The sequence below is a fragment of the Pseudomonas sp. LB3P25 genome (assembly GCF_054897985.1).
This window is the reverse complement of the sequence record NZ_CM142711.1, coordinates 3,280,713-3,293,254: the sequence shown is the minus strand read 5'-3', so window position 1 is coordinate 3,293,254 and position 12,542 is coordinate 3,280,713. Positions and strand designations below refer to the sequence as shown.

Below are 12,542 nucleotides of genomic sequence, written 5' to 3'. Positions count from 1 at the left end.
GATACAGACATGGCCGCCCACTCTATACCGCCGTAGGTTGTTCAAACCACTCCCGCCGCTCTTCGAAGGTGTTCTGGATCAGCTCAACGATCATCTGCACCTGCGCTGCCCCCTCGGACTCGGCATTGACCGCCATCCACACTTGGCGCTGCATCGGTTGACTGAACAGCCCCGGCAATTCAATAAGGCCACGGTCGAAGCGGCTGATGTATCCGGGCAGCAGGCCAATGCAGGCGCTGCAGCGGATCATCTCCAGCATCAGCTCATAGGATTGCAACTGCACCACCCCGGCCAGGCGCTGGTCCACGAGGGTATTCCACGGGCGAAAACTGTCGACCTGACGGTCATGCTGCCATTGCACCAGCAGATAATCCGCCAGGTCATCGAGACTGTCAGGTCGCGACGCGACCCGTGAATACCGTTTGGCGATGTGGGGCAGGTAGTCGAGCCGCGCCAGGCACCGGGGCTCGCTGACAGCAAAACTCGGGCCCGGCAGCGGTGAATCGGTGCCGGCCAGCCACAGCACCACATCGGCACTGACCGCTTGCAGGGAGAGTTCACTGTCCAGGGTGATGATGTCCAGACGCACGCTGGCGTTGCGCCGCAACAAGGCAACCAGATCGCGACCGAGAATGTCATGCAGGATCGATTCGGCGACGGCCAGGCGAATCAACGGCTGTTCGGTCACCGGCAAATCGCGCTCGTGGGCCAGGGCAAACAACTGCGATTGCAGCTGCACCCCGTCACGACTGAGGGCAACGCCATTATCCAAATGGCTGAACAGCGAACACTGCAGTTGCACTTCAAGCTGCGCCAATTGTTTGCGCAACTGTGTTGTCTTGATGTTGAGACTGCGGGCTGCCTGCATGAAACAACCACAACGGGCACTGACCCTGAAAGACTGCAGCAGCACCGGATCGATGCCGGCTACTCGTGAATACGAGAATTTGCTGTGTTCTACGGGCCGGCGGTACTCGGCCACACCCTGACGCCCGGAGGGCTCCATGAATGACATTGGTGACTCCCTGTCGATCTGTCCTTGAGCGTTTCATCCTGCTGACCGTTCATGAATCTGGTATGACAACCGGGAAAAAACCGGATCAACCGCCGGGGGTTTGCCGAAAACTCACCGCCAGACGATTCCAGCTGTTGATAGTGGTGACGGCGATGGTCAGATCGACCATCTCGCCTTCGCTGAACTGCTCCCGGGCCTGCGTGTAGACCTCGTCCGGCACATGGCTTTCAGAGAGCAAGGTGACGGCTTCGGTCCAGGCCAGCGCCGCGCGTTCTCGCGGGTTGAAGAAGCCGCTGTCGCGCCAGACCACGATCGAATACAAACGGCGGTCGGTCTCGCCCAGGCGCCGGGCATCCACCGAGTGCATGTCGGTGCAGAAAGCGCAGCCATTGAGTTGCGAGGCACGGATCTTGATCAAGTGCAGCAAGGCCGGCTCGATGCTGAGGTTGCTGGTCAAGGCCTCCATGGCAATCATCGCTTTCATCGCTTTGGGCGATGCGCTGTAGTAATCCAGGCGGGCGTTCATGGAGTGACCTCGTGGACCGGATGTGTGCCCCTCAAGGTAGGCGCTGATACGCAGGCGTTACAGATCCAATTTTGCGAAATACCCGTGGACCACCAAGGCACCAGACCAATCGGAAGTTTTTCGCCCACGCAACTTCTGCGCAGGCACTCATGCGGGTAATCTGGCGCGACGCACACGCGCCTCAATCGCCCCAGGAGCCTCGCCGGTATGGAACTTCACGTTGTCATCAACGGCCGCAAGGACCTGGCAGGCCAGTTGTACAACCAACTGCGCAGCGCCATCGAATCCGGTCGTCTGGCAGCCGGGACGCAGCTCCCACCCAGTCGTTTGCTGGCAGAACAACTGGGCATTTCGCGCAAGACCATTTCCGACACCTACACACAACTGACCTACGAAAACTTCCTCACCGGGGTCATCGGCAAAGGCACCTACGTCAACGCCCGACCGGCGAAAATCACCCGTAAACAGAGCCATTCGGAGTTGGCCAGTGCCGAGGTCATCGAGTCTTGGCGCAACCTGCCGGTGTTCCTGCGCCATCCAACACTGGAAGGCTCGTTGCGCTACGACTTCATCGGCGGCGCCACCAGCAAGGGCCAGTTTCCCCAGGATGACTGGCGGCGCTGCACCGCTCACGCCTTGCGCCAGATCGCCGCGTCCAAGGGCTTCTACAGCCTGCCTGAAGGCCTGCCGGCGCTGCGCAACGCGATCGCCCGGCACATCGCATTTTCTCGCGGGGTCAATTGTCAGGATGAGGACGTGGTGGTGTGCAACGGCGCGCAACAGGCGCTGGACCTGATCTCCCGGGTGCTCACGCGCCCCGGCAGCATTGTCGCCATGGAAGATCCCGGTTATCCGCCCGCACGCCTGTTGTTCGGCACCCACGGTGCCACGGTGATTGGCGTTCCGGTGGATGCCGAAGGCATTGAGGTGGACAAGATCCCCCTTGGCACCCGGCTGATTTACGTCACGCCGTCCCACCAGTTCCCGCTCGGCATGCCAATGAGCCAGGCACGCCGGGTGGCGCTGCTGGAGCGGGCCCATGAATTGGGCGCGATCATCATCGAGGACGATTACGACAGCGAATTCCGCTACGAAGGCCGGCCTACCGATTCGCTGCAAAGCATGGACGAACGCGGCATCGTCGCCTACGTCGGGACCTTTTCGAAAACCCTGCTGCCGGAGTTGCGGCTGGGTTATGCGATCCTGCCGCCGGCGATTCTCGAAGCGGTCATTCGGGCCAAGCAGCTCACCGATCTGCACACCTCCACCCTGCCCCAATGGGCGCTGGCCAAGTTCATCGCCGAAGGCTGTCTGCTCAAGCACATCCGGCGCTGCCATACGATCTATGCCGGGCGCCGCGAACGAATCCTCGCGCGCATGGCCGGCGACCTTTCACCGTGGCTCGAAGCTGTCCCGACCACCGCCGGGTTCCACATGGCGGTTATGTGCAAAGTGCCTATCGATATTCCATTAGTGATCGAATTGGCCAAAAAGGTCGAAGTCGGGCTCTACGACATCGACAGCTTTTTCTACCAGCAAGCGCCGCAGGCCGGGCTTTTCCTGGGTTTTGGCGCCATTGAAACCCTGGACATCGACATCGCCCTGGACCGCCTGCGGGACATTTTGCAGCAGGTCGCCTGACAGATTGGTCTGCGTTTTTATCCGGCGATTGGCTATTGGTGGTCCGGGGGTGCAGGCCTATCCTGCATAAGTGTTATCCCTCAATGAGCAGGATTCGTCCGGCCTGATTCAGGAGTGTGAGCAATGTCCAACGAAGTGATCAATACCGTAAAGGTGCAGGCCGCCGCCGGCCGCTCGGACGAACTGGGTCAGCAACTACAAAAGATTGTCGACACCCTGCGCGCACAACCGGGCTGTGAATCCTATATGGTCGACCGCTGCCCCGAGGACGACAACCGCTGGACGGTCAGCGCCCGCTGGCAATCGGAAGCGGCCATGCAAATGCATTTCAACTGCCCTGAAGTACAAGGGTTTATCGGCCTGATCGACAGCCGCCTGGCCAATAGCGTCGACTTCAACAGTTTTCCTATCGTTTAGAAAATTAGGTCGTCGCCTTCGGCCACTCCTACAGGGCAATGGGTACCCCTGCAGGAGTGGCTGGAGGCGGCGATCTTGTTTTTTCAACGCGCATGATTGGTCCCCTCGCCTTCACGAAAATTGGCTGTTTGTTTGCCCCGATGGGCGGACTACCGTAATCCCTGACGACTAACCCACGCAGGTGATGACCCATGAAAGCACTCCGTTTGTTTGCTGCCCCTCTCGCCGCCCTGGCCTTGACCGTTTCAGCCTCGGCATTCGCCCACGACCCTTCGGAAAAAGTCACGATCCTGCAGGACGAAGTACTGAAGAACGTCCCGGGCAAAAAGGCGTTGATGATCGAAGTCGACTACGAGCCGGGCCAATCCTCCATCGCCCACAAACACGAAGGCACGGCAATGGCCTACGTGATTTCTGGATCGATCGTTTCTCAAGTGAAAGGCGAGCAACCGAAGACCTACAAGGCCGGCGAGTATTGGTATGAATCGGCCGGCTCGGAACATCTGGTCTCGAAAAATGCCAGTGCGACCAAGCCAGCCAAACTGTTGGTGTTTATGGTGTTGTCCCCGGACGAGAAAGTATTGATCCCATTGAGAAACTGATGGCCGAACGTACAGCCATAAATAAAAAGGCCCGAACCACCTATTCGGGCCTTTTTATTTCCCAGCGCAACTAACCGCAAACTTTTAAACCAAACAAAACTATTGGCCATCTGATAAGCGTACAAATTGGCTATTTCATTCAGCAGGCACAGGTTTAGTCTGGAGTCACTGCCGACGCCCGGCAACTTTAACTTTCCGACTCAAGTTGTTTCACTGGAGAAACACAGATTACCAGGCCAACGCCGGCACCGGTTTCGACCAGAGCCAGCGGGTGAAACCTTGCAGAAGTTCGACCAGTCGCTCAGTAATTTATTGACCAGACCGACAGATAAGCTGTCCCTTTCGAGCGAGTCCGCCTCAAATATCCAATAGATCACCGGACCGACCAAACACCCAAAGCTCAACTTTCTTAGCCTGTCTACTGTCAACGTTGACAGTAGACAGTGGTTGACACGCTCCTCTCTAATCCCAATCGACGGACAGGAAAGATGGCCATTGACCTCTCATTCTGTCTTTGGACTGTTCATGGAAGGGAGTATCAATGCGATGACCTCAAAAAACGTAATCCCTGATCTGTTAGATCAATTGGGTAAAGTTACCGAGACAGTCAGGGAAATTTCCCGCACTGAAACCATCAAGCCGTTGCATGGTCGGATCAGCACGCCGGAGTCCCGTGCTCAGTTCCTCTATAACGAAGGCAAGCTGAATCTGGGGCAACTTGTTGAATTAGAGTGCGGAAAAGGCTTTCCTGCGCTGATAGGCGACTTACCGGATGCGGATGCTCCAGCAGACGTTCGCAGCGCCGTACCGCCCCCGGACGGAATGATCGCCAGTGGCGGATACAGTGATGAACGTGCCCTGCTGAATGCGGCCGAAACCGGCAATCACTGGAAAAAACACAACGTCGTGTCAGGCCAGGAATTCACGTTGACTTGGGAATATAGGCAAACCCACAGAACCCGCCGCTGGAAATACTACCTCACCAAGCCGGACTGGAACGCTCAAGAGCCGCTGGCGAGGAAACACTTCGAAGAAGCGCCCATCCAGACCTACCTGAACACCTTTCAACCCTATTGGGCCCCGGGAAACGAGGTGTTGTACCCGCCAATCATTCACCAACACAAAATGACACTGCCGGTGCGAAGTGGATACCACGTGCTTCTGGCAGTCTGGGACGTGGCCGATACCCAAAATGCTTTCTATCAAGTGCTGGACCTTAACTTCACCTCCTGACTCGGCAGATCAGAAGGTGTAAACCTTATTCAGGACGGGACAGTCCAGACAAAAAAAAGCCCCGCCTCTCTCGAGACGGGGCTTTTTCATTCAGCGCCTGATCAGGCAGCCGGCTCCAGTTCCGCGCTGGCAATGGTAGAGGCAGTGACAGGCACTACCGCTTGACCGCTCAACGCCAGATCCAGCAACTCACGGTTGGCCACCGCATACATGGCGTAATCAGTGCCGCTGGCGGCACGGATTTCTACCAGCATGGCGCGCCAGCGTTCGATCATGCCTTCGTGCTCTTCCATCCACAGCTCCAGACGGGTTTCCACGTCCTGGGTGCCGTTGCCCTGTTGCAGGACCGAGATGGTGATCGCACGTTGTTGCCAGTCGACGTCATCGCGGAACGCTTCACGGGCCAGGGCCTGCCAGTTGTTTTCAACCGGCAGAGCGCTGATCTGTTGCAGGTACCAGGTGATGTCCAGCGCGCTGCCGACAGCGAAGTAAGCCTTCGCCACGTCTGCTGGGTTCTGGCCAGTCACGTCAGAGGCCTCGATGATCGGCAGCAGCGTGTACAGGTGCGAAGTGCCAGCCACCATGCGTGCGAGCAACTCCGGCACACCGGCTTCGACATACGCCTCATAGCGAGCCTGCCAGTTTTCGTGGATCTCGCCACTCAGCAGTTCGTCGAGCTTGAGACCCAACTCTTTCAGATGCGGACCGAAGTGCGCGACGTCACGGGCAGCGTTCTGTTCGTTGCGACGGGCACGCAGGAACCAGCGCGTAGCGCGACGGCCCAGACGCATCAGCTCATCCATCAGCTCCAGTTGCACGTCGGCGGAAACCTGGTAATCCAGGGCCTCGATCTGACGGAACCAGTGTGGGAGATGGAAGATGTCACGCACGATCACGTAAGCACCGGCCACGTTCGCCGGGCTCATGCCCGTGGACTCTTTGAGCCTTTGAACGAAGGTGATGCCCATGTGGTTGACCAGATCGTTGGCGATCTGGGTGCTGACGATTTCGCGCTTCAGACGGTGACGGCGCATGGCGTCGGAGAACTTGCTCACCAGGGTCGGCGGGAAAGCGGTTTCCATGTCGCGCGTCAGGTAATCGTCGTCCGGCACCTGGGAATTGAGCAGTGCTTCCTTGAGGTCGATCTTGCTGTAGGAGATCAGCACCGACAGCTCGGCACGGGTCAGGCCATGGCCTTCCGCGAGGCGTTCGTTGATCGCTTCTTCAGACGGCAGGAACTCGATGGCGCGATCCAGCTTGCCGCGGCCTTCCAGATCGTTCATCAGACGCTTGTATTCGGCAATCCGCACGAAGGCACGGCGTGCCGCCAAGGACAATGCCTGAGTCTGCTTGTAGTTGTTGCCCAAAACCAGGTTGCCGACTTCGTCGGTCATGCTCGCCAGCAACTGGTTACGTTGCTTGTCGGTCATGTCGCCGGCATGAACCACTTCGTTCAGCAGGATCTTGATGTTTACTTCATGGTCGGAGCAGTCCACACCACCGGCGTTGTCGATGAAGTCGGTGTTGGAACCGCCGCCATTGAGGCCGAATTCGACACGACCCAGCTGGGTCATACCGAGGTTACCGCCCTCGCCCACGACTTTGCAGCGCAGTTCGTTGCCGTTCACGCGCAGTGCATCGTTGGCCTTGTCGCCAACATCGGCGTGGCTTTCGCTGCTGGCTTTGACGTAAGTACCGATACCGCCGTTCCACAACAGATCCACCGGTGCCTTGAGCAAGGCATTGAGCAGTTCGGTCGGGGTCAGCTTGTCAGCCTGAATGTCGAAGCGCTCTTTCATCTGCGGGGAAATCGCGATGCTTTTCGCGCTACGGGAGAAGATCCCGCCGCCTTCGGACATGATGCTGGTGTCGTAATCCGACCAGGCCGAACGCGGCAGGTCGAACAGGCGCTGACGCTCGGCGAAGCTGTTGGCCGGCTCCGGGTTCGGGTCGATGAAGATGTGCAGGTGGTTGAACGCTGCGACCAGTTGCAGCTTGTCGGACATCAACAAGCCGTTACCGAACACGTCACCGGCCATGTCGCCGACGCCGACCACTGTGATGTTGTCTTCCTGAACATTGATGCCGCGTTCGCGGAAGTGACGTTGAACGCCAACCCACGCGCCCTTGGCGGTGATGCCCATTTTCTTGTGGTCGTAACCGGCCGAGCCGCCCGATGCGAATGCATCGCCGAGCCAGAAGCCGTAGTCGATGGCGATACCGTTGGCAATGTCGGAGAAGGTTGCAGTGCCCTTGTCCGCTGCCACGACCAGGTACGGGTCATCGTCGTCATGACGCACGACGTTGGCCGGCGGAACCAGCGCGCCATCTTTCAGGTTGTCGGTGATGTCCAGCAGGCCCGAGATGAAGATGCGGTAGCAAGCGATGCCCTCGGCCGCGATCTCGTCACGGCTACCGCCCAGTGGCAGGCGACGCGGCAGGAAGCCACCCTTCGCACCCACTGGCACGATGACCGAGTTCTTCACTTGCTGGGCTTTTACCAGGCCCAGGACTTCGGTACGGAAGTCTTCTTCACGGTCAGACCAGCGCAGACCGCCGCGAGCAACGTTGCCGAAGCGCAGGTGCACGCCTTCGACGCGTGGCGAGTAAACGAAGATTTCGAACTTCGGTACTGGCTTCGGCAACTCTGGAATCTGGTGCGGGTTGAACTTGAAGCTGAAGTAGGACTTGTTCTGACCGTGCGCGTCGGTCTGGTAGAAGTTGGTCCGCAGGGTGGCCTTGATCAGGTCCAGGTAGCGACGCAGGATGCGGTCTTCGTTCAACACCTGGACGTCGTCCAGTGCGCTCAGAATCGCGTGCTCCAGACGTTGCTGCTTGTCTTCCAGATCGTCTGTACCGAGCTTGCGGGCCAGGTAGAAACGGGTTTTGAACAACCGGGTCAACTCGCGAGCGATGTCGGTGTGGTTGTTCAGGGTGCTGGCGATGTAACCCAGGTCGAAGCCCAGGCGAATCTGCTTCATGTAACGAGCGTAGGCACGCAGCAGCGCCACATCGCGCCATGGCAGGCCGGCGGTCAGCACCAGACGGTTGAACGCATCGTTCTCGGCATCGCCACGCACGATGTGGACGAACGCGTCCTGCAAGGTGTCGTTGAGTTGCTGGATGTCGAGTTCCAGGCCTTCAGCGGCGGTGAACGCGAAATCGTGAATCCAGAACTCGCGGCCATTGTTGTGACGCAGGCGATACGGGAATTCACCCAACACGCGCAGACCGAGGTTTTCCAGAATCGGCAGCACATCGGACAACGCCAGCGGGGTATCAGCGTGATACAGCTTGCAGTGCAGCTCGCGCTGACCGGAGACCTGACCCAGTGGCTGATAGAAGCTCATCACCAGCGGATTGGATTCTTTCAGGCTCAGCAGGTGCTGCATGTCGACCACAGCCGAATGCGCGGCGAAACGCTCGCGGTAACCGGCCGGGAAGCCTTTCGGGAAGTCGGCCAACACGTTGGTGCCGTGGGCTTCGCCGAAGGTTTCGACGGTCAGGGCCGAGTAGTCGTCCTGCCAGCTGCGGCAAGCCTGGATCACTTCGTTTTCCAGCTGCTGCGGGTCGATATCCAGACGGTTTTTCGGATCGACACGCAGAATCAGTTGCACGCGGGCCAGCACGGACTCGGAGAAGAAGGTCCAGAACTCGCAGTCCGAGGCTTTCAGGCGATCCATCAGCACTTGCTGGATCTTCTGGCGCACTTCGGTGGAGTAGATGTCGCGCGGCACGTAGGCCAGGCAGTAGCAGAAACGACCATACGGGTCTTTGCGCAGGAACACGCGAATCTTGTTGCGTTCCTGGATCTGCACGATCGACATCACGGTGGCAAACAGTTCGTCGACCGGGGTCTGGAACAGGTCGTCGCGCGGCAGCACTTCAACCACCTGCGCCAGTTCCTTGCCCAAGTGAGCCTTGGCCTGGAAGCCGGAACGGCGTTCGATTTCTTCGACCTTGCGACGGATGTACGGGATGACCCGTACGCTCTCGCCATACACCGACGAGGTGTACAGGCCCATGAAACGGCATTCCTTGATGACGTTGCCGTCGGCGTCGATTTCACGGATCGACACGTAATCAGGGTAAGCCGGACGGTGCACACGGCTTGGGTGCGCAGCCTTGGCGAACGACAGCAGGGTCGGTTCGCGCAGGTAGTTCACGGCATAGTCTTCGATGCGCAGGTCATCGTAGGTCAGGCCGGTGCGCAGCAATTTGGTCAGGCCGAGGAAGGAGTCCTGGTCGTAGACGATGTGGCCGCCATCGGCTTCATCGCGAACCACGAACTCTTCATAACCGAGGAAGGTGAAGTGGTTGCCCACCAGCCATTCCAGGAAGCTTTTGATTTCGGCTTTTTCTTCCGGATCAACCTTGAACTGGCTGTTGTCCAGGCCGGTGAGGATTTCCTGGACCTTGGCTTTCATCGGCTCGAAATCGGCGACCGCAACGCGGACTTCACCGAGAACCTGTTCCAGTTCCTTGCTCAGGACATTCAGTTCGGCCGAGTTGGCGCAACGGTCGATTTCCAGGTACATCAACGACTCTTGCAGCACGTCGTCGCCCTGGGTGCCTTTCGGCAGGATTTCCAGCAGCTCGCCCTTGCTGCCGCGACGCACGCTCAGCACAGTGGTTTGCAGGGTATGGATGCTGTAGCCGCGACGGTTCAGCTCAGTGCGTACCGAGTCCACCAGAAATGGCAGGTCGTGGTGCAGCACTTCGACCGCGGTGTGGGTCGACTGCCAGCCGTGGCGTTCGTAATCGGGGTTGTAGACGCGCACTTGCGGTTGCGCGTGATCGAAGCGCTCAAGCAGGCGCCACGCAGAAAGGGTGCAGCCGGCGAGGTCCGACAACCGACGCTGGGTCAGCTCGTCCAGGGAAATAATGCCGAAAAATTGTTCCGCGAACAGCGCCACTTGTGGCAGTGCCTGTTCACTGATGTGCTGGGCCAGTGCCGCTTGCAGTTGGTGCTGGAAGTCGGCTTTGCTGGCTGCGGTGAAGAACGCCATCTGTGGTACTCCGCTTGGGCTTGTTATTGATGGAAGCGTCGCGTGCAAACCCCTTTCGGGGCAATCCGTCACCCTGTTCCTGATTCTCGGGCAGAGGAAACAGGATGACAGGTGGGTGAAGCTGGACGAGACACTCAGGTCACATTCACCTTCCATGAATGGGCATCTGCAAAAACGACTGGGCCATGTGCCGCGCAATGTCTTTACAGGTGCTCATCCGTTGCGCAGCTTAACCAGTGCGGCAAGCCCCGTGCTTGCAGCGCTGCGACATATTCGGTCATCGGCACGTAATACACGGCATATGCCTCAGACAACACTAGCAGCCGCACGGCAAAACGGGGGGTTTAAGCCCGGTTTTGCGGCACATCCGTACCAGAAATGACCAGCAACACCCCGGATGTTCACAACACATCCTCTGACACTCTGGCGAGCAGAAATTCCCGTCTGCTGGCAGAATCGCCCTTTGTTCGTCTTCACAACGCTCGTCGAGCCAGGAATTCCCCATGCAAATGACCACCGCCCTCTTGATCGTCAACCCGTGCGATGACGAAGAAGACAACATGGCCATGCTCTGCTGCCACAGCGATCAGGGCGATATGTTCCTGATGACCCGCTACCCGGACGAGGACGCGCTGGACATCACCCTCGACGGCGAGCCCTCGACGCTGGACGGCGTGAAAGTCACCCTCAGCCCTACCCGCCTGCTGATCGAAATCGCCGCCACTGACGCTGATGCGCTCAATGGTAATGATTCGCTGGAAATCATTCACAGCACTGATGCGAGCGATTTGGCTGAGGTCGAGGAAACTCTGCAGAACATCCTCAAAGGGACTGGCACCTATATAAGCGAGCTTTGATGGTGCCTTGACCGGCCTCATCGCGAGCAGGCTCGCTCCCACATTGATCGCATTTCAATCAAACGACTCGGTCACCTGTGGGAGCGAGCCTGCTCGCGATGAGGCCCGAAAGAGCACCATCGACCTTGGAACCTCACAAAACACCAACAATTTCCCCAACCATTTCCCGCACTTTGCACAAAATGCCGTTAGTCGCCGCCCCCCGCGATAGATTAAAGTAACGCCCCCAGCCCTGGCGTTATTCGAACGTCTTCGGTCACCCTTTCCAGGAACAGTCATCGATGGAACATCGTGAAGCGCTGCTAGCGCTGCGAACCTTTCTTTCAACGCAGATTCTCGGCCAGGAAAAACTCATCGAGCGCTTGCTCATCGCCTTGCTCGCCGACGGCCACATGCTGGTCGAGGGCGCTCCGGGCCTGGCCAAGACCAAGGCCATCAAAGAACTTGCCGAAGGCATCGAAGCTCAGTTCCATCGCATCCAGTTCACCCCCGACCTGCTGCCCGCCGACATCACCGGTACAGAAATCTATCGCCCGGAAACCGGCAGTTTCGTGTTCCAGCAAGGCCCGATCTTTCACAACCTGGTGCTGGCGGACGAAATCAACCGCGCCCCGGCCAAGGTTCAGTCCGCCCTGCTCGAAGCTATGGGCGAACGCCAGGTCAGCGTCGGGCGCAGCACATACGAGCTGTCGCCGCTGTTCCTGGTGATGGCCACGCAAAACCCGATCGAGCAGGAAGGCACCTATCCACTGCCCGAAGCGCAGCTCGACCGCTTCCTGATGCACGTGAAAATCGGCTTCCCGGACGCCGCTGTCGAACGTCGGATCCTGCAACAGGCCCGTGGCGAAGCCCTGCACGGCGAAACCAAGCCCGAGCGCCGGGTCAGTCAGCAGGCGATCTTTGCCGCGCGCAAGGAAATCCTCGGTTTGTACATGGCCGACGCCGTGGAGGAATACCTGGTGCAACTGGTCATGGCCACGCGCACCCCGGCCAAGTTCGACCCGGAGATGGCCGAGTGGATCGCCTACGGCGCCAGCCCGCGCGGCTCGATTGCCCTCGACCGTTGCGCCCGGGCCCACGCCTGGCTGGCCGGTCGCGACTTCGTCAGCCCGGAAGACATCCAGGCGGTGCTGTTCGATGTGCTGCGTCACCGCATCATTCTTTCCTTTGAAGCCGAAGCCGCGGGCATCGACCAGGACCGGGTGGTCCAGCGGATTCTCGACGTCGTAGCCGTCGCTTGAC

Annotated in this window: 9 protein-coding genes; 6 read left to right on the top strand and 3 right to left on the bottom strand. The window is 58.9% G+C overall.

Annotation, left to right across the window (positions count from 1 at the left end; translation table 11 throughout):
- Window positions 1-22: 22 nt before the first annotated feature.
- Together ACYZTW_RS14940 and ACYZTW_RS14935 are read right to left on the bottom strand one after the other, a co-directional pair.
- Window positions 23-1,015: a LysR substrate-binding domain-containing protein gene (locus ACYZTW_RS14940; RefSeq protein WP_462005515.1), complete on the bottom strand. Its 993-nt coding sequence runs from the start codon at window positions 1,013-1,015 to the stop codon at window positions 23-25.
- Window positions 1,016-1,100: 85 nt separating this feature from the next.
- Window positions 1,101-1,541, bottom strand: a complete 441-nt coding sequence (locus ACYZTW_RS14935; protein WP_462005514.1) for a carboxymuconolactone decarboxylase family protein — start codon at window positions 1,539-1,541, stop codon at window positions 1,101-1,103.
- A 207-nt stretch (window positions 1,542-1,748) separates the two neighbouring features.
- Here ACYZTW_RS14935 and pdxR point away from each other — a divergent pair, with 207 nt between their 5' ends.
- The 4 genes from pdxR to ACYZTW_RS14915 all read left to right on the top strand — a co-directional run bounded on the left by pdxR (window position 1,749) and on the right by ACYZTW_RS14915 (window position 5,434).
- A complete protein-coding gene (pdxR, locus tag ACYZTW_RS14930) occupies window positions 1,749-3,182 on the top strand; it encodes a MocR-like pyridoxine biosynthesis transcription factor PdxR (RefSeq protein WP_462005513.1) in 1,434 nt (477 codons plus the stop codon).
- Between the two features lie 123 nt (window positions 3,183-3,305).
- Window positions 3,306-3,599: a putative quinol monooxygenase gene (locus ACYZTW_RS14925; RefSeq protein WP_462005512.1), complete on the top strand. Its 294-nt coding sequence runs from the start codon at window positions 3,306-3,308 to the stop codon at window positions 3,597-3,599.
- 191 nt (window positions 3,600-3,790) lie between these two features.
- On the top strand, window positions 3,791-4,201 hold the full coding sequence (locus ACYZTW_RS14920) for a cupin domain-containing protein (RefSeq protein WP_462005511.1): 411 nt from the start codon (window positions 3,791-3,793) through the stop codon (window positions 4,199-4,201).
- Between the two features lie 525 nt (window positions 4,202-4,726).
- Window positions 4,727-5,434, top strand: a complete 708-nt coding sequence (locus tag ACYZTW_RS14915; RefSeq protein ID WP_462005510.1) for a lytic polysaccharide monooxygenase auxiliary activity family 9 protein — start codon at window positions 4,727-4,729, stop codon at window positions 5,432-5,434.
- 101 nt (window positions 5,435-5,535) lie between these two features.
- Here the strand turns inward: ACYZTW_RS14915 and ACYZTW_RS14910 are convergent, their stop codons facing one another.
- Window positions 5,536-10,443 (bottom strand): NAD-glutamate dehydrogenase, encoded by a 4,908-nt coding sequence (locus ACYZTW_RS14910; protein WP_462005509.1) that lies wholly within the window; start codon window positions 10,441-10,443, stop codon window positions 5,536-5,538.
- A gap of 503 nt (window positions 10,444-10,946) precedes the next feature.
- Between ACYZTW_RS14910 and ACYZTW_RS14905 the strand changes: the two genes are divergently transcribed.
- Window positions 10,947-11,300, top strand: coding sequence for a hypothetical protein (locus ACYZTW_RS14905; protein WP_462005508.1), 354 nt, complete (start codon window positions 10,947-10,949; stop codon window positions 11,298-11,300).
- 281 nt (window positions 11,301-11,581) lie between these two features.
- Window positions 11,582-12,541, top strand: a complete 960-nt coding sequence (locus ACYZTW_RS14900) for an AAA family ATPase (protein WP_150640839.1) — start codon at window positions 11,582-11,584, stop codon at window positions 12,539-12,541.
- Window position 12,542 lies beyond the last annotated feature (1 nt).